This is a genomic window from Gemmatimonadaceae bacterium (assembly GCA_036496605.1).
In the GTDB taxonomy this organism is placed as follows: Bacteria; Gemmatimonadota; Gemmatimonadetes; order Gemmatimonadales; family Gemmatimonadaceae; genus AG2.
This window is the reverse complement of sequence record DASXKV010000033.1, coordinates 171,804-187,542: the sequence shown is the minus strand read 5'-3', so window position 1 is coordinate 187,542 and position 15,739 is coordinate 171,804. Positions and strand designations below refer to the sequence as shown.

The following is a 15,739-nucleotide window of genomic DNA, read 5'->3' as shown; positions in this document are numbered from 1 at the left end:
GCCTGCTCCAGCCGGTCATACTGTCTCGGCGTTTACCTATTCGCGTTCCTCGTACTGTTCCTTCAGCGACGCCACGATGTTCGGATCCGCCAACGTGGTCGTATCGCCTAACGTGCGTCCTTCGGCGATATCGCGTAGCAGCCGGCGCATAATTTTTCCCGAGCGCGTCTTCGGCAGATCGGCGCTGAAGAGGATGTCGTCGGGCCGCGCGATCGCGCCGATCTTCTCGGCCACGAAGTTGCGCAGCTCTTCACGCAGCTCGTGGCTCTGCTTGAATCCCTCGCGGAGTGTCACGAATGCGGCGAGCGCCTGGCCCTTGAGCTCGTGCGAACGTCCCACGACGGCGGCTTCGGCGACCGCGCGATGCTCGACGAGCGCTGACTCGACTTCCATTGTCCCGATGCGATGGCCGGCGACGTTTAGCACATCGTCAACTCTGCCGAGGATCCAGTAGTAGCCATCGTCGTCGCGCTTGGCGCCGTCGCCGGGGAAGTAGAGATCCGGACGACCGGCCCACTTGGAGAAGTACGTCTGCACGTAACGCTCGTCGTCTCCCCAAATCGTGCGCAACATCGATGGCCAGGGTCGCGTGAGTGCAAGGAGTCCTCCACCAACGGGAATCACGTTGGCGTTCGAATCCAGCAGCTCGGCGGAGAATCCGGGCAAGGGAGTCGTGGCGCTGCCCGGCTTGGTTTCGGTGATTCCCGGGAGCGGAGAGATCGCGATCGCTCCGGTTTCCGTCTGCCACCATGTGTCGACAATCGGGCACCGCCCGGCGCCGATGTGTTCCTGGTACCACATCCACGCCTCAGGATTGATCGGCTCACCGACCGAACCGAGGAGGCGCAGTCGCGTGAGATCGTGCTTGGCCGGCCACTGATCGCCCCACTTCATGAACGCACGGATAGCAGTCGGCGCGGTGTAGAGAATGGTCACGCCGTGGCGCTCGCAGATGTCCCAGAAACGATCCTTCTCCGGCCAGTCCGGAGCGCCCTCGTACATCACGCAGGTCGCACCGTTCGCGAGCGGGCCGTACACCACGTAGGAGTGTCCCGTGACCCAACCGATATCGGCCGTGCACCAGAAGACGTCGTCGTCCTTGAGATCGAAGACGATACGCATCGTGGTCGCGCAGCCGACGAGGTAGCCGCCGGTGGTGTGGACGATGCCCTTCGGCTTTCCCGTCGTGCCGGAAGTATAGAGGATGTATAACACGTCCTCCGCGTCCATTTTTGCCGGCTCGCACCTGGCCTCCGCGTCGGCCATGAGGCGATGCCACCAGTGATCGCGTCCCTCGCGCATCGTCGCGAACGCTTCGTCGCCCAAAGCGCCCGGGCGACGCTGAACGACGACAACGTGCTCGATCGATAGGCACTCCTCGACCGCTTTGTCGGCATTTCGCTTGAGCGGGACGATCTGTCCGCGACGGTAGCCGCCATCGGCGGTGATCAACACTTTCGCTTTGGCGTCATTGATCCGGTCGCGCAGCGACTCCGGCGAGAATCCGCCGAAGACGACGGAGTGAATCGCGCCGATGCGCGTGCAGGCGAGCATCGCAATTGCCGCCTCGGGCACGAGCGGCATGTAGATGGCCACGCGATCGCCGCGGCGCACGCCGAGCTTCTTGAGCACGTTCGCGAACTTCTGGACCTCTACGTAGAGGTCCCAGTAGGTCAGTGTCCGCCGATCGCCGGGTTCGCCCTCCCACACCAGCGCCGCCTTGTTCCGACGCGGCGTATCGATGTGGCGATCGATGCAATTGTACGAAACGTTGATCTTCCCGCCGAGGAACCACTTGGCACGCGGCGGATTCCACTCGAGGACCTTGTTCCACCGCTGGAACCAGGTGAGCGACTCTGCCGCTTTTGCCCAATACGCTTCGGGGTCGTGCGCTGCCTTCTCGTAAATGGACGGGTCGGAGAGCTGCGCGCCGCGTCGGAATTCCTCGCTAGGCGCGAACTTTCGGTTCTCCTGGAGCAGGACGTCGATATCAGTCACAACACAGAGGGGCTAGGGGCTGGGGCATAGAGGCTAGCGCATACTGCGATGATCCCTGCGGGGCCACAAGTGCAGGCCGCAAGGGCGGTGCCGGCAACCGATCGGTATCTTTCGCTCATGACTTTGGGGACACTTTTGCCACGGTGGCGAGCGTCATGAGCGTACTCCAAGCCGATCGGCTGTCTCGTGCCTTTGGAGGGCGGCGGGCGGTGGCCGACGTAACGCTCGAGCTGCATTCGGCAGAGTGTCTCGCGCTTTTTGGTCCGAACGGGGCGGGGAAGACGACATTGCTGCGTCTCCTCGCCGGGCTGCTCAAGCCAACGACGGGCGTGGCGCGCATCAACGGGGAGCTTTTGCGGGGCGACGCCGGCGCGCGCGGTTTGGTCGGGTTCATCTCGCATCAGAGCATGCTCTACGGCGCGCTCACGGTGCGCGAGAACATCGAGCTGGCTGCACGGCTGTACGGCGTGCCAGACGTAGGTATCGCGACGGAGCGCGCGCTGCGCGAGATGCGCGTCCTGGAACGTGCCGAAACGCGCGTGCGGGCGCTGAGTCGCGGGCTGCAGCAGCGCGTCTCGATCGCGCGCGCGCTCGTGCACCGGCCGCGTGTCCTCCTTCTCGACGAGCCGTACACGGGGTTGGACGCGTTGGGCGCGGCTGCGCTCACCGAGACGCTCGAGCGCCTCCGCACGGATGGCGATGGCGCGACGATGGTGCTGGTGACGCACAATATCGGCGAAGGCTTGGCGCTCGCGACGCATGCCGCCGTGATGCACGGCGGACGACTCCTGCGCCTCGAGCGAAGCGAGGAGCTGGATAGCGCGAGCTACGCCGACGAGTATCGCGAATTGGTCGGGGGTGCCGCGTGAGGCCGGCGCTGCTCGCGTCCGCGTGGCTCGTGGCGAGCAAGGATCTCAGGATCGAGTTCCGCACGCGTACGGCGTTTCTCGCCGTGCTGGTGTTCGCGATTCTCGGCGTCGCGATTTTCTATTTCGCCTGGGATGCTACGGCGGTGGCTGCCATCGATCTCGCGCCGGGGGTCCTGTGGGTGATCTTCACCTTCTCCGGCTTGCTGAGTCTTCAACGATCGTTCGGTGTGGAGCAGGCCGATCGCGCGATGGACGGATTGCTTCTCTCGCCGATCGACCGCGAGGCAATCTTCCTCGGCAAGGCACTCGCGAACCTGGTATTCGTCGCCGGGATTCTGCTCGTAACCATTCCGGCCGTCGTGCTGTTGTACAATCTTCCAATTGGACGAACGCCGGTGGTGCTGTTCGCGGTCGCGCTGCTGGCCGCGGTTGGACTGGTCGCGGTGGGCACGCTATTCAGCGCGATGGCGGCGAACACGCGGCTCGCCGAGCTCCTGCTCCCGATGCTCAGTCTGCCTTTCTTCGTGCCGGTGGTGTACGGAGCGGCGCAGGCGACGTCGACGTTGCTCGCGGGACGGCCAATGGCGGAAGCGTGGCCGTTCTTGAAGCTTCTCATCGCGTTCGATCTCGTGTTCCTATTCGCTTGCACGCTCGCATTTCCGTTCACTCTCGAAGAATGAGCTCGATACCATTGGCCAGCGAAACTCGTGCTTCCTCCCACGCGAGCGCGATGACTGCACGGCGACCGCTGTTCGGTTGGCCGTTCGCCGCCGCGGTCGTATGCATGGTGGCCGCATACATCCGCGCCATCTTCTTCACGCCGATCGAGGCGCTGCAGGGCGCGGCGCAGAAGATCTACTACGTTCACGTGTCGGCGGCGATCAGCGCCTATCTCGCCCTGAGCGTCGTTGCCCTGATGTCGATCGTTTATCTGTGGCTGCACGACGAGCGCGCCGATCGATTGGCGGAAAGCGCGGGTGAGGTCGGCCTCGTTTTCCTCACGATCGTTCTCACGACCGGCCCACTGTGGGCAAAGCCCATCTGGGGCACGTGGTGGACGTGGGACGCGCGCCTAACGCTGACGCTCTTTCTCTGGTTCCTCACGGCGGGGTATCTCGTCATGCGTGGCGCCGTGGACGATGTGGCGATGCGGGCGCGTTATTCGGCGGTGCTTGGCATACTGGCCGCGTTGTTGATTCCGTTCATTCACCTCAGCGTCTACCTCTTCAATACGCTGCACCCGAAGCCGATTCTGCTGAAGCCCGACAAGCCGTCGATGCCGACCGAGATGCTCATCACCTTTCTCGTGATGTGGGGTGCGTGCACGCTCCTGTGCGTCTCGCTGATCGGAGCGCGATATCGTTACGGCGTCGACCGGGACGCACTGCGGGCTCTCGAAAGCGAGGCAGGCGACTGATGATCCTCCAATCTGGCGGGCCGCCCGATACGGCGGCGTATTATCGCATCGCCTACACGTGGGTGGTCGTTGCCTACGGTGCGTACGCGCTCGCGCTGTGGTGGCGGGCGAGACGGGTCCGGGCGCAGCTCCGCGCGGCCCGCGACGGGGAGGCGCGAGCGACTCGTGGCATCTAAGGAAGCCGGCGTCGATCGAGGGATCGTCTATCTCGTGGGCGCCGGACCGGGAGATCCGGGACTCTTCACCGTTCGTGGACGCGAGCTTCTCGCGAGTTGCGATGCCGTCGTGTACGACGCGCTCGCCAATCCGGCACTGCTCGCCGGGATCGCGGCGGAGCGCTACGATGTCGGGAAGCGAGGAGGGAGCGTCGATTCGGCGAGGCAGGAGGAGATCAACGCCTTGCTCGTTAGGCTCGCACGCGAGGGGAAGAGGGTGGTTCGTCTCAAGGGTGGGGATTCGTTCGTCTTCGGCCGCGGCAGTGAGGAAGCGCAGACGCTCGCGCGCGCAGGGATACCCTTCGAAGTCGTGCCTGGAGTCACGGCGGGCATTGCAGCGCCTGCCTGCGCCGGCATTCCTGTCACGCATCGCGGGCTGGCGACATCGGTCACGTTCGTGACCGGTCACGAGGATTCGACGAAAGGCGCGCCAACGGTCGATTGGGATGCGCTCGCGCGAGCAGGAGGGACGATCGTGCTCTACATGGGCGTGGGAGCGTTGCCGCGAATCGTCGCTTCGCTGCGCGGCGCGGGACTCGCCGCTGACACGCCCGCGGCGGCGATTCAATGGGGGACACACCCCGAGCAGCGCACGGTCGTCGGGACGCTGGCGACGCTCGCGGACCGCGCGACGGCAGCGGAGCTCGAGGCGCCCGTGATCTTCGTCATTGGCGAGGTCGTTCGGCTACGGGAGGAGATTGCGTGGTTCGAGCGACGACCTCTCTTCGGGTGGCGAATCCTCGTCACGCGCGCGCAAGTGCCGTCATCGAGACTCGGCGAACTGCTCGCCGGCGCGGGAGCGGAGGTGGTGGAAGTACCAGCGACACGGATCGAACCGCTCGATCCGGGCCACCTGCGCGCGGCGCTCTCACATCTCGATGCATATGACTGGATCGTGTTCACGAGTCAGAATGGCGTCGAATTGTTCTGGAGAATTCTGTATGATTGCAAGCTCGACACGCGCGTGCTCGGGGGCTTACGAGTCGCTGCCGTTGGACCCGCGACGAGTGACGCATTGCTTACGCATGGCATCTCGGTGGACGTCGCCCCGGAGCGTTTTGTCGCGGAGGGTGTGCTCGAGGTGATGTCGAAGCGCGACGACGTTCGCGACGCGCGGATACTCTACGTTGCGGCGGAGGGGGCGCGCGACGTGCTGCCTAACGGCTTGACGGATATCGGCGCCCGCGTCGACGTCGTCCCGATCTACCGATCGGTGCCCGATCTGGCGAGTCAGGAAGCGATGCGACAGTTCGCGTTGGCCGGCGACGAACGCTCGTTGGTGGCGTTCACCTCGGCGTCTGCCGTACGGGCGTACATCGATGCCGTTGGTGCGTATGGAGGTCCACTCGGGGTGGCGTCGATAGGCCCGGCGACATCCGCGGCGGCACGCGAAGCGGGACTGGAGGTATGCTTGGAAGCATCGCCGTCGACGATTCCATCTCTCGTCGATGCCATTGTCGCGCACGGAGCTTCGCGAAGGAGCGAAACGTTCGCATGAGCGAAACCACGGGCAGCCAGGAGCAGATTGCGGTCGTCGACAATCCGGAGGCGAGCCAATTCGAGGCCCATATCAATGGCTATGTCGCGTTCGTCTCCTACATCAAGCATGGCGACACCATCATCTTGGTCCACACCGAGGTGCCGAAGGAACTGCAAGGCCGGGGTCTGGCAAATGTGCTCGCGCGCGCGGTACTCGAGCGGGCGCGTGGCGAAGGCTGGCGCGTGGTCGCGCGCTGTCCGTTCATTGCGAGCTACATCAAACGCCATCCGGAGTACGAGCCACTTCTCACGGGAGGACGGTGAGCGAGACAAAGAGTCTTCTCATCGCTACGAGATCGTCCGAGCTCGCGCTGCGCCAGGCGCGGCAGGTGCAATCCGCGCTCGCGCGCTCGGGCGTCGCCGCGGAGTTGAAAACGTACAAGACGACAGGCGACAAGAAGCTCGAAGAGCCGTTGAGCGCGATCGGGGGGAAGGGGTTGTTCACGAAAGAGCTCGAGGTCGACCTCGCGAAAGGCGTCGTCGATTGCTGCGTGCATTCCCTGAAGGACCTGCCGACGGAACTGCCCGATGGCCTAACGATTGGCGCGGTGCTGCCGCGGGAAGATCCGCGCGACGTCTTGATCGTCAACAGTGTCACCGGCGCGACGTCGATTGCGGAGCTGCCGCGGGGATCCCGCGTCGGAACGTCGAGCCTTCGCCGGCGCGCGCAGCTCATGGCGCTCCGTTCTGATGTCGACGTTGTCACGCTGCGCGGCAACGTGCCGACGCGCATTCGCAAAGTCGACGACGGTCAGGTCCACGCGGCTATCCTCGCCGCGGCCGGTGTGCACCGACTCGGCGTCTCGCAGCACATAGCCTCTTATCTCGACGCGCCGGACTGGCTGCCCGCGGCCGGCCAGGGTGCGATTGCCGTCGAGATCCGCGAAGATGATGCCTCCATGCGGGCGCTACTTGCCGAGGTGCATGATGCGGAAACGTGGCTGCAGGTCCGAGCCGAGCGGGCGTTTCTCGACGCGCTCGAAGGCGGATGTCAGGTCCCGATCGGTGCGCTGGCGCAGGAGCACGACGGCATACTGACACTGTATGGGCTCATCGCCGACGTGCATGGACGGCAAATCGTGCGCGGCAATTACGCGATCGACGCTGAGAATCCGGAGCTGAGTGGCATTCGTCTCGCCAACGAGCTCCGCGGCCGTGGCGCGACGGAGATTCTCGAGGGCTTGAGGCGCGCCGAGCAGGTTCCGTCACCGCAGCCGGAATAGCCGACTGGCTCGTGAGCGACAGGCTGCGTCGCTGTGCGCGCTGCCGCGCGGTATCTTTGGCAGCATGCCCAGTTTCCCCTCGTATCGGCCGCGGCGACTGCGTCGGACCGATGCGCTTCGCCGGATGGTGCGCGAGACGGAGCTCGCGCCGGCACAGCTCGTCCTTCCACTCTTTGTTCGATCAGGGCGGGGCATCAGGCAGGCTGTTGGTTCGATGCCTGGCGTGTGTCAGACATCCGTCGACGAAATGTTGCGTGACGCGCGCGAGGCGGAGCGGTTAGGCATAGGCGGTGTCCTGCTGTTCGGCTTACCGGACGTCAAAGATGCAATCGGCTCCTCGGCCTGGGACGATCGCGGCCCGGTGCAGGAGGCGGTGCGTGCGCTCAAGCGTGAGACGCCGCGGCTCGTCGTGATCACCGACGTCTGCATGTGTGAATACACCGATCACGGACACTGCGGCGTGCTCAAGGACGGCGAGGTGGACAACGACGCCACACTCGAGCTGCTATCGAAAGAGGCCCTCTCGCACGCGCGCGCGGGAGCGGACATCGTTGCGCCGAGTGATATGATGGATGGCCGAGTGCGGGCGATTCGTCAGGCACTCGACGGCGCCGGCTTCGCGAACACGCCGATCCTGAGCTACGCGGCCAAGTTCGCCAGCGGCTGCTACGGCCCGTTTCGCGAAGCCGCCGAATCGACACCGCAGAGTGGCGATCGGCGCGGCTACCAGATGGACTCGGCGAACATCGACGAGGCGATGCGGGAAGTGTGGTTGGACGTCGAGGAGGGAGCGGACATGATCATGGTCAAGCCCGCCGGTCCATACCTCGACGTCATTCAGCGCGTGAAGCAGGAGACGGGTTATCCGGTTGTCGCTTATCAGGTGAGCGGCGAGTTTGCGATGATCAAGGCAGCGGCCGAGCGCGGCTGGATCGATGGCGAGCGCGTCATGATGGAGTCGCTCATCGGCATTCGTCGTGCGGGCGCAGATATCGTCATCAGCTACTTCGCCACCGAGGTGGCCCGAGCCCTGGCGACATCGGGCGGCGCGGTCGGCTAGCTTTGAGAGCGATGAGATACAGAAAATTTCCAGGCGCCGGCGTCATCGTATCCGAAGTCGGCTTCGGCACGTGGACGCTGTCCACCGGCTGGTGGGGCGAGCGCACCGACGACGAGGCGGTGGAGATGTTGCGACGGGCGCACGACGAGCACGGCGTGACCTTCTTCGACGCCGCGGATACGTACGGCAACGGCCGGGCCGAGCGACAGCTCGCGACGGCATTCAAGCGACGGCGCGGCGACGTGGTGATCGGCACCAAGGTCGGTTACGACATCTACGACGAAGCGGCGCAGCTTGCGCGACGCGGGCAGAGCGAGCTGCCAATGCGCACGGATCCCACGTACATCCGGTTTGCCGTCGATCAGTGCCTCGAGCGGCTCGACACCGACTACATCGACGTTTTGCAAATTCATAACGTCAAGATGGAGCAGGTGCGCCAGCCCGAGCTGTGGGACACGTTGCGCGCGCTCAAGAAGGAGGGGAAGCTTCGTGCGTGGGGCGCGGCGTTCGGTCCTGCGATCGGCTGGCTGTACGAAGCCGTCGAGCTCATGGAGCGCGAGCGGGACATCGACACGATTCAGATGATCTGGAATGTGTTGGAACAACATCCAGGAAGCGCAATGCTCGCCGCGGCGCGCGAGAACGCACCGACCTGCTGCTTCAATATTCGAGTGACGCATGCATCGGGCATGCTGGAAGGAAAATACACCGAGGACACGGTCTTCCCGCCTAACGATCATCGTCGTCACCGGCCGCGCTCCTGGCTGATCAATGGAATCAAGAAGGTCCGGACGCTCGACTTCCTCACGGCGCGGATGACGCTTGGACAGGCCGCGCTCAGGTGGCTCCTCGCCGAGCCGCTCGTCGTCACGACGCTGCCGAACATCTATGACGACGCGCAGCTCGACGAGTTTGCCTCGGCAAGCGACCAACCGGACCTAACGATCGACGAGATGGAGCACGTGGCGCAGCTCGCGGCCGACAACTTCGGCGTCGTCGAAGAGCCGATGGTCTACAAGGGCACGATGGAGCGCAGTGCGGTGAGCGCGGGGCATACCGCCTAGCGCCTCATGCTTCATCTCTGGAAAGACCTCTCTCCGGGGCGTCGTCCGCCCGAGGAGGTCACGGCTGTCGTCGAGATTCCCTCCGGCAGCCGCAACAAGTACGAGCTCGACAAAGAGACCGGTCTCATGAAGTTGGACCGGGTGCTGTATTCCTCGATGCACTATCCAGGCGACTACGGCTTTATACCGCGGACGTTGGCCGAAGACGGGGATCCGTGTGACGTGGTCGTACTCGTCACCGAGGAGACGTTTCCGGGTTGCCTGATCGATGTGCGCCCGTTAGGCGTGCTGCGGATGCTGGATCGTGGTGAACCGGACGACAAGATCCTCGCCGTGCCGCTCCACGACCCGTATCATCAGGAGTGGTTCGATATCGCCGACGCGCCGCAGCATGTGCTGAAGGAGGTGGAGCATTTCTTTCAGCGCTACAAGGATCTCGAGGGGAAGCGCGTGCAGATCGTGGGATGGGAGAAGAGCCTGAAAGCGATGGATGCGATCATCGACGGCATCAAGCGCTACGACGAGTCGTACATGGCGTTCGGCCCCTGACGCGGCCGAGGGCGACAAAGGGTAGGGCGACTGCCTCTATTCGTCCGTCGTCGTATCGCCGGTGCGGCGCTCGCGACGCCGGACCTTCGTCTGCACTTCGGCCATCAGCGCCCAGCCAGTGAGCCGGACAACCGTTCCGGCTTTCCACGCCTCGCTTCCCTCGCTAGGCTCTCCCCCACCATGGACGCTACTCATCAGCGAGCCGACCCGGCTTACGACCTGAATGCCGGGTGGCACCACGATCTTCACCGCGGCCATGATCGAGCGCACGTGGATGTCGATGATCCCCGTCGGCAGCGTGGCCTGGGTGAGATCGATGGTGGTATCCGACATCATCGCCAACAGATCGAGCCGCTGCGGGACGATCCAGGGACCGGCCCGACGGGTCTCGCTCATCACCGAGAACACGCGCTCGCGATCGGGAGCGATCGCCGTCGACTCTTCCGCCGCGAGCGGCGCCGGAACCGACGTGGACGCGTTGTTCGGCAGGTCGGCCGTTAGGCGCTGCAGGTCGGCAATCGTCGCGGCCTTGTAGGCGAGCTCCATGCGCGACTCCATCTCGTCGAGCGAGAGTCGATCGTTCGCGAAGTGCTCCGAGAGCTGTTGAATGACACGGTCACGCTCGTCGCTGAGCGAGACGATCGGGTGCTGCTCCGGCGGTGGCGGCGACATCTCCAGCGCAGTGAAGCGTTAGGCAACGGGCCGGACCGGGCCATGATCGACCGGTTCGGTACCGTGCGGAATGAAGAGCGCTTCGTACACCAGCGCGGCGGCGATGCCGCCGAGAATGGGCCCTATCCAATAGACGGCCTGCCCCTCGAAGATACCGCTTGCGACCGCGGGGCCGAACGAGCGCGCCGGATTCATCGACCCGCCGGTGAGTGGGCCGATGGCGAGAATGTCCGCCGCCACGGTGAGCCCGATCGCGAAGCCGCCGACTTTCGGCGCCTTCGGATCGACAGCCGTCCCGAAGACGACGAAGACGAGGAAGAACGTGGCGATGAACTCGAGCACGATTGCCTGGAGCGTCGACACGTCGATTGCGACCGATTGACCGCCAAGGCGCGTGCTCGTGGCGACCGCAGCGGGGAACAGTCCACGGAGCGCGTACGCGGCAAGGACGCCGGCGAGGATCTGCGCGATGAGGTAGACGAAGGCCATGACCGGCTCGATCCGCTTGGTGACGACGAAACCGAGCGTGACTGCGGGGTTGAGATGTCCGGAGACGCGCATCGTCGCCGTGACCATCAGCGCGAGGATAAGGCCGTGCGCGAGTGCGATCTGGGTAATGCCAGCGGGATTGTGAGTGAGGTCCGCGGCCATGATCGCGCCGCCGCCGATGAATACGAGTGCGAATGTGCCGACAAACTCCGCGACGAAATGGCGGTACGAGTCACGCATGCGGGGCTCCAAGGCCGGGTAAACCGCTCAAAACGGCAGACGCAGTTAATCTGGACGACAAAGGCGCTCTTGTCATCCTTCGGCTGGCTCAGGATGACACTAGTCCGCGCGTCGAAACACCAGCGCTGCGTTGATTCCGCCGAAGCCGAAGGAGTTGCTGAGCGCGTACTCAACTTCCTGGTGCCGACCGGCTTTGGGTATGTAGTCGAGATCGCAATTCTGGTCGGGGCAATCGAGGTTGACCGTCGGCGGCAACCAGCGCCGCTCGAGCGCGAGCGCGCAGATCGCTGCTTCGAAAGCGCCGGAGGCGCCGAGCGCGTGACCGTAGTAGCCCTTGGTGCTGCTCACCTGCAGCTGGCGCGCATGGTCGCCGAACACCTGCTTCAGCGCGAGTGTCTCCGTCGAATCGTTCAGGGGCGTCGAGCTGCCGTGGGCGTTCACGTACGCCACATCCGTCGGGACGACATGACCGTCGTCGAGCGCGCGTCGCATCGAGCGCGCGGCCTGGGACCCGTCCGGACGCGGCGCGGTCATATGGTGCGCGTCATTAGAATTTCCATAACCAACGACTTCGGCGTAGACGTGCGCGCCACGCGCCTGGGCGCGCTCGTACTCCTCGAGCACGAGCACGGCGCCGCCTTCACCCATCACGAAACCGTCGCGATCGCGATCGAAGGGCCGTGAAGCGCGATGCGGCTCGTCGTTGCGCGTCGACATCGCGCGAATGATCGCGAAGGCGCCGAAGGTCAGCGGCGCCAATGGCGCCTCCGAGGCGCCGCACAGCATCACGTCCGCGTACCCGTCGCGAATTTCACGGAATCCGTCGCCAATCGCGATCGTACCCGACGCGCAGCTCATCGCATTCGTGCTGTTCGGTCCCTGCAGACCGAACTCGATGGCGATGTTGCAGCTTGCCGCGCCGCCAAACACCATCAGCGCGAGCGCAGGATCGAGTGCCTTGAGCCCCTTCTCCATGAAGACGTGCATCTGCGACTCGGCGTAGGTGACGCCGCCAAGCGCACTCCCCATCATCGAACCGATGCGTTCGCGATCTTCGCGGGCGAGATCGATGCCGCTGTCGTCGAGCGCGAGACGGGCTGACGCCACCGCGAAATGGCCAAAGCGCTCGAGCCGCTTCGATCGCTTCTGGTCCAGAAAATCCGTCGGGTGAAAATCGTTGATCTCCGCGGCGTTGCGGCTGCGGAACATTGCGGGATCGAACCGCGTGACCGTTCGCACCGCCGACCGCCCTTGCAAGAGACCCTGCCACAGTCCTTCACGCGCGATGCCGATCGGGCTGACGATACCGATCCCCGTGACCGCGACGCGACGCGTTGCTGCAGAAGACACAAATACCTCGAAAGTAAGAGAGGCTAACGAGCCGCTAGATCGGCTCCTGTTCCGCAACCTTCGCCAACCCTTCCAGTGTGCGACTCGCAATCCCGTGCACGAACACGGGTCCGATGACGTTCGCCGCCGCCATACCACCAACCACGGGCCACGGAGGCCCGTTCCACGCATGCACGATGCGCACGCGCGTACCGCCCTTATCGGGATGAAAGCTCCACTCGACGTCCATTCCGGCAGTGATCCCGTCGATATGCCGGAATCGAATGCGCGGCTCCTCGCTTCCCTTGGTTCCTCGGCGGTGCACTGACATCTGTGACACCCACCTTGTGGGCCAGTTCAAGGGACCGAAGGGTCGATTCGCCGCCATCTCCACGACTCCTCCGTCGTCGCGCGTTCGTTCGCGGAAGCGGACATAGCGGTAGTGCGGCAGCAGATCCGGCCACCGCTCGACCTCGAGCGCCAGCTGGAAGATCGTCGCGAGTCGCGAACGGACGAATCGCTCGTCGACCGTGTGCATCCTGGCGTTCTTTGCCGGCGAGCGGAGAACAAACGGCTCGCCCCTCGTGCTGGTTGAATCTGTCATCCTCGTCAGGCTGGAATGGCCAACGGCGTCCAACTCGCCGTAAGCCGGTAGCCGAGCCGCCGGCGAATGGCCGGCTGAATCCCGGTTGCGGCCACGACCATACCGCCCAGTTCTCCTTCCGTAAAGCCGCGCAATACTGAAAGCCGTCCATCGTGCCGCGTGATTGGATGAAAGCCCAACGCGATGGCGGCGACAGTAAAGCCCGCGGCAGCGAGCCAGCTTCGCCGAAGGTCGCTGACGACCACGCGACGGCGCGCCACGCGGTCCAATTCGGCGATGAGCTGCACGCCGCGCGACTCATCGAAATGGTGCAGGAGCTGTGAGCAGAGCACGATATCGACGCTCCGATCGGCGAACGGGAGTGTGAGCGCGTCCCCACAGACGGTCGCGTTCACGCGATGGCGTGCGGCGGCAATCAGGCTGAAAGCTCCGTCCAGGGCAATGGTGCTGAGCGCGACGCCACGACGCCGAGCGATCTCGCGCGCACGCCATGGAAGGTCGGCCAGTCCGGTTCCGATGTCCAACATGGTCGCGCCTGGCGTCTGACGAGTGGATCCACGAGCCCGAGCCATCTCGTCGAACAAAGGACGCAACGCGAGCATAACGGCGCGGCGCCCGCCAAGGAGCACGTTGGAGCGTTCGACGTCCCGATGCGACCGCTGGCGAAGCGCGGGGTCGATCGCGGGATCATCGAGTATCTCGAGCGTCGTGAGTCTCATCGCTCGAGCTGTGCGTACCCGCCGCGATAATAGAGCAGAGGGCGTGCATCGAATGCTTCCGCGCGATCGACCGAACAAACGACGATCGTGTGATCGCCTGCTTCGTGACGCGCGATCACCTTGCACTCGAGATGCACGAGCGCGTCGTCGAGGAGCGCAACACCGTTCTCGCCGCGCGTGTATCCAACGCCATCGAATCGGTCCGTCTCTGGATCCGCGAAGCGGCGCGACAGCGCTTCCTGCGCGGACGAGAGCACGCTGATCGCGATGTGCTCGACGCGCATCATGAGGCCGTGCATCGACGCGTCGTGGCCGATGCAGACGAGCACGAGTGATGGGTCGAGACTCACCGAGCAGAACGCGCTCACCGTCATGCCGTGGTCGCGACCCTTCGAATCGCACGCGGTGACGATCGTTATTCCACAGGAAAAGCGGCCGAGTGCGGCGCGGAATCCGTCAGAGTCGATCATCGCGTGGAGCGTGGAGCGTTGCGCGCGGAGCGTGAGAGCGGCAAGACGAAGAGTGAGAGTATATACCGGAGGTTCAAGACCGCGCTCGCGGGGACGAAATCACCAGTGACTCCAACGAGGAGGTCGGCCATGTCCTTTCGCGCCGCGAGCACGCGGGCAGCGCGGTTCATCAAACGCGGCGACGCGACGACGGCGCCAATGATCCATTCGACGATCCATTTGCCCCCGAACTCGCGGCGCCGCAGGCGATCGTATGCTGCCAACTGCGCGTCCGCGTGACGAGCAGAGCTGACACCTAACGCGTCGACCACGAATGGCGCGAGCATCTCGCCGCCTCGCAGCGCCGCGTAGATGCCCTCGCCTGTGAATGGATCGAAGAAGTCGGCAGCGTCTCCGACCAGCGCCACACCTGGTGACCAGGCGCGCCTGGCGCGGGAAGCAAACGGACCGGTGGCAACCACGGGCGACACGCGCGTCGCCCCCGAAAATCGCGCCGAGAGTTGGGGTCGCTCGGCAAGCCAGCGCTCGAGAAATGCCTCACGTCCCCCCGCAAATTCCTTGGCGCGGCGACTCGGAACGACCAGTGCGACAGTCGTTAGGCCGCCACCGACGTCGGCAATGCCGACGAAGCCACCCGGTTCGACGTGCATTTCGCCGCATTCGCCGATCTCGCCAACCCCGCTATAGTGCGTGACGAGCGCGTAGCGCCGCGGCCAGCGTGCCGAGCGCGCGAGACCGAGCCGGCGAGCGACGACCGATCGCAGCCCGTCCGCACCGACGACGACATCGGCGACGACGTCGGTTCCGTCGGCGGTCCGCACGCCTCTCACACGGGCATCGGCGCCGCGAATCACATCCACGACATGAGTCGACTCGCGTATTTCGGCGCCGGCACGTTGCGCGGCGCGCAGTAAAATCGCGTCGAGGACTTCGCGTCGCACGGAGAGACCGCGATCGCGAAATCCCTTGACCGTGCACCCCGCGAACTCCCCGACGACGCGCGTTCCGTTCGGCGCGCGAACCACCATGCCGGCCAGTTGCGCGGCGCCGGACTGTTCGACGTCCTCGAGCACGCTCATTGAATGCAATACGCGCGACGCCTGTGGACTCAGATACTCCGCACATGGCTTCGGCCGCGGAAAGCGCGCGCGGTCCAGTATGAGCACGTGCGCACCGCGACGAGCCAGGGACACGGCGAGCGAACTGCCCGCGGGTCCGCCTCCGACGATCACGACGTCAGGGTGGATTCCCCCCTGCCTCCGCACTCCCACGGCGGTCATGT

At 64.7% G+C, this 15,739-nt stretch carries 18 protein-coding genes; 10 read left to right on the top strand and 8 right to left on the bottom strand.

What is annotated here, in order from left to right; translation table 11 throughout:
* Positions 1-36: 36 nt before the first annotated feature.
* On the bottom strand, positions 37-1,998 hold the full coding sequence (gene acs, locus VGH98_12850; protein HEY2376859.1) for an acetate--CoA ligase: 1,962 nt from the start codon (positions 1,996-1,998) through the stop codon (positions 37-39).
* A gap of 155 nt (positions 1,999-2,153) precedes the next feature.
* On the opposite strand from acs, the gene VGH98_12845 reads away from it, so the two are divergent.
* The 10 genes from VGH98_12845 to VGH98_12800 all read left to right on the top strand — a co-directional run bounded on the left by VGH98_12845 (position 2,154) and on the right by VGH98_12800 (position 9,934).
* Positions 2,154-2,867, top strand: coding sequence for an ABC transporter ATP-binding protein (locus VGH98_12845; GenBank protein ID HEY2376858.1), 714 nt, complete (start codon positions 2,154-2,156; stop codon positions 2,865-2,867).
* Positions 2,864-3,547, top strand: coding sequence for a heme exporter protein CcmB (locus VGH98_12840; protein HEY2376857.1), 684 nt, complete (start codon positions 2,864-2,866; stop codon positions 3,545-3,547). Before VGH98_12845 ends, VGH98_12840 begins: the two co-directional genes overlap by 4 nt.
* Positions 3,548-3,597: 50 nt before the next feature.
* A complete protein-coding gene (ccsA, locus tag VGH98_12835) occupies positions 3,598-4,284 on the top strand; it encodes a cytochrome c biogenesis protein CcsA (GenBank protein HEY2376856.1) in 687 nt (228 codons plus the stop codon).
* Positions 4,284-4,460 (top strand): hypothetical protein, encoded by a 177-nt coding sequence (locus VGH98_12830; protein ID HEY2376855.1) that lies wholly within the window; start codon positions 4,284-4,286, stop codon positions 4,458-4,460. Before ccsA ends, VGH98_12830 begins: the two co-directional genes overlap by 1 nt.
* A complete protein-coding gene (cobA, locus tag VGH98_12825) occupies positions 4,450-5,997 on the top strand; it encodes a uroporphyrinogen-III C-methyltransferase (protein ID HEY2376854.1) in 1,548 nt (515 codons plus the stop codon). Before VGH98_12830 ends, cobA begins: the two co-directional genes overlap by 11 nt.
* A complete protein-coding gene (locus VGH98_12820; protein HEY2376853.1) occupies positions 5,994-6,302 on the top strand; it encodes a GNAT family N-acetyltransferase in 309 nt (102 codons plus the stop codon). The genes cobA and VGH98_12820 overlap by 4 nt, the downstream gene beginning before the upstream one ends.
* Positions 6,299-7,261 carry a hydroxymethylbilane synthase gene (gene hemC, locus VGH98_12815; protein ID HEY2376852.1) on the top strand — a complete coding sequence of 321 codons (963 nt, stop codon included), beginning with the start codon at positions 6,299-6,301 and terminating at the stop codon, positions 7,259-7,261. The genes VGH98_12820 and hemC overlap by 4 nt, the downstream gene beginning before the upstream one ends.
* A 64-nt stretch (positions 7,262-7,325) precedes the next feature.
* The gene (gene hemB, locus VGH98_12810; protein HEY2376851.1) at positions 7,326-8,321 is read left to right on the top strand and encodes a porphobilinogen synthase; all 996 of its coding nucleotides are present in this window, start codon (positions 7,326-7,328) and stop codon (positions 8,319-8,321) included.
* A gap of 11 nt (positions 8,322-8,332) precedes the next feature.
* Positions 8,333-9,385, top strand: coding sequence for an aldo/keto reductase (locus VGH98_12805; GenBank protein HEY2376850.1), 1,053 nt, complete (start codon positions 8,333-8,335; stop codon positions 9,383-9,385).
* A 6-nt stretch (positions 9,386-9,391) separates the two neighbouring features.
* A complete protein-coding gene (locus VGH98_12800; protein HEY2376849.1) occupies positions 9,392-9,934 on the top strand; it encodes an inorganic diphosphatase in 543 nt (180 codons plus the stop codon).
* Between the two features lie 36 nt (positions 9,935-9,970).
* Here VGH98_12800 and VGH98_12795 read toward each other — a convergent pair whose 3' ends face one another.
* The 7 genes from VGH98_12795 to VGH98_12765 all read right to left on the bottom strand — a co-directional run bounded on the left by VGH98_12795 (position 9,971) and on the right by VGH98_12765 (position 15,737).
* Entirely contained in the window at positions 9,971-10,606 is a 636-nt protein-coding gene (locus VGH98_12795) for a DUF1707 domain-containing protein (GenBank protein HEY2376848.1), read from the bottom strand.
* A gap of 18 nt (positions 10,607-10,624) precedes the next feature.
* The gene (locus VGH98_12790; protein HEY2376847.1) at positions 10,625-11,335 is read right to left on the bottom strand and encodes an aquaporin; all 711 of its coding nucleotides are present in this window, start codon (positions 11,333-11,335) and stop codon (positions 10,625-10,627) included.
* A 99-nt stretch (positions 11,336-11,434) separates the two neighbouring features.
* A complete protein-coding gene (gene fabF, locus VGH98_12785; protein HEY2376846.1) occupies positions 11,435-12,685 on the bottom strand; it encodes a beta-ketoacyl-ACP synthase II in 1,251 nt (416 codons plus the stop codon).
* Positions 12,686-12,719: 34 nt separating this feature from the next.
* The gene (locus tag VGH98_12780) at positions 12,720-13,268 is read right to left on the bottom strand and encodes an SRPBCC family protein (protein ID HEY2376845.1); all 549 of its coding nucleotides are present in this window, start codon (positions 13,266-13,268) and stop codon (positions 12,720-12,722) included.
* A 5-nt stretch (positions 13,269-13,273) separates the two neighbouring features.
* Complete coding sequence (locus VGH98_12775; GenBank protein ID HEY2376844.1) at positions 13,274-13,987, bottom strand: methyltransferase domain-containing protein; 714 nt, start codon at positions 13,985-13,987, stop codon at positions 13,274-13,276.
* On the bottom strand, positions 13,984-14,457 hold the full coding sequence (locus VGH98_12770; GenBank protein HEY2376843.1) for a flavin reductase family protein: 474 nt from the start codon (positions 14,455-14,457) through the stop codon (positions 13,984-13,986). The genes VGH98_12775 and VGH98_12770 overlap by 4 nt, the downstream gene beginning before the upstream one ends.
* Entirely contained in the window at positions 14,454-15,737 is a 1,284-nt protein-coding gene (locus VGH98_12765; protein ID HEY2376842.1) for a geranylgeranyl reductase family protein, read from the bottom strand. Before VGH98_12765 ends, VGH98_12770 begins: the two co-directional genes overlap by 4 nt.
* Positions 15,738-15,739 lie beyond the last annotated feature (2 nt).

Coding starts and splice junctions, on each gene's coding strand:
- VGH98_12845 (HEY2376858.1), top strand. CDS start 2,154: ATGAGCGTACTCCAAGCCGATCGGCTGTCTCGTGCCTTTGGAGGGCGG.
- ccsA (HEY2376856.1), top strand. CDS start 3,598: ATGACTGCACGGCGACCGCTGTTCGGTTGGCCGTTCGCCGCCGCGGTC.
- VGH98_12830 (HEY2376855.1), top strand. CDS start 4,284: ATGATCCTCCAATCTGGCGGGCCGCCCGATACGGCGGCGTATTATCGC.
- VGH98_12820 (HEY2376853.1), top strand. CDS start 5,994: ATGAGCGAAACCACGGGCAGCCAGGAGCAGATTGCGGTCGTCGACAAT.
- hemB (HEY2376851.1), top strand. CDS start 7,326: ATGCCCAGTTTCCCCTCGTATCGGCCGCGGCGACTGCGTCGGACCGAT.
- VGH98_12805 (HEY2376850.1), top strand. CDS start 8,333: ATGAGATACAGAAAATTTCCAGGCGCCGGCGTCATCGTATCCGAAGTC.
- VGH98_12800 (HEY2376849.1), top strand. CDS start 9,392: ATGCTTCATCTCTGGAAAGACCTCTCTCCGGGGCGTCGTCCGCCCGAG.
- VGH98_12795 (HEY2376848.1), bottom strand. CDS start 10,606: ATGTCGCCGCCACCGCCGGAGCAGCACCCGATCGTCTCGCTCAGCGAC.
- VGH98_12790 (HEY2376847.1), bottom strand. CDS start 11,335: ATGCGTGACTCGTACCGCCATTTCGTCGCGGAGTTTGTCGGCACATTC.
- VGH98_12780 (HEY2376845.1), bottom strand. CDS start 13,268: ATGACAGATTCAACCAGCACGAGGGGCGAGCCGTTTGTTCTCCGCTCG.
- VGH98_12775 (HEY2376844.1), bottom strand. CDS start 13,987: ATGAGACTCACGACGCTCGAGATACTCGATGATCCCGCGATCGACCCC.
- VGH98_12770 (HEY2376843.1), bottom strand. CDS start 14,457: ATGATCGACTCTGACGGATTCCGCGCCGCACTCGGCCGCTTTTCCTGT.
- VGH98_12765 (HEY2376842.1), bottom strand. CDS start 15,737: ATGACCGCCGTGGGAGTGCGGAGGCAGGGGGGAATCCACCCTGACGTC.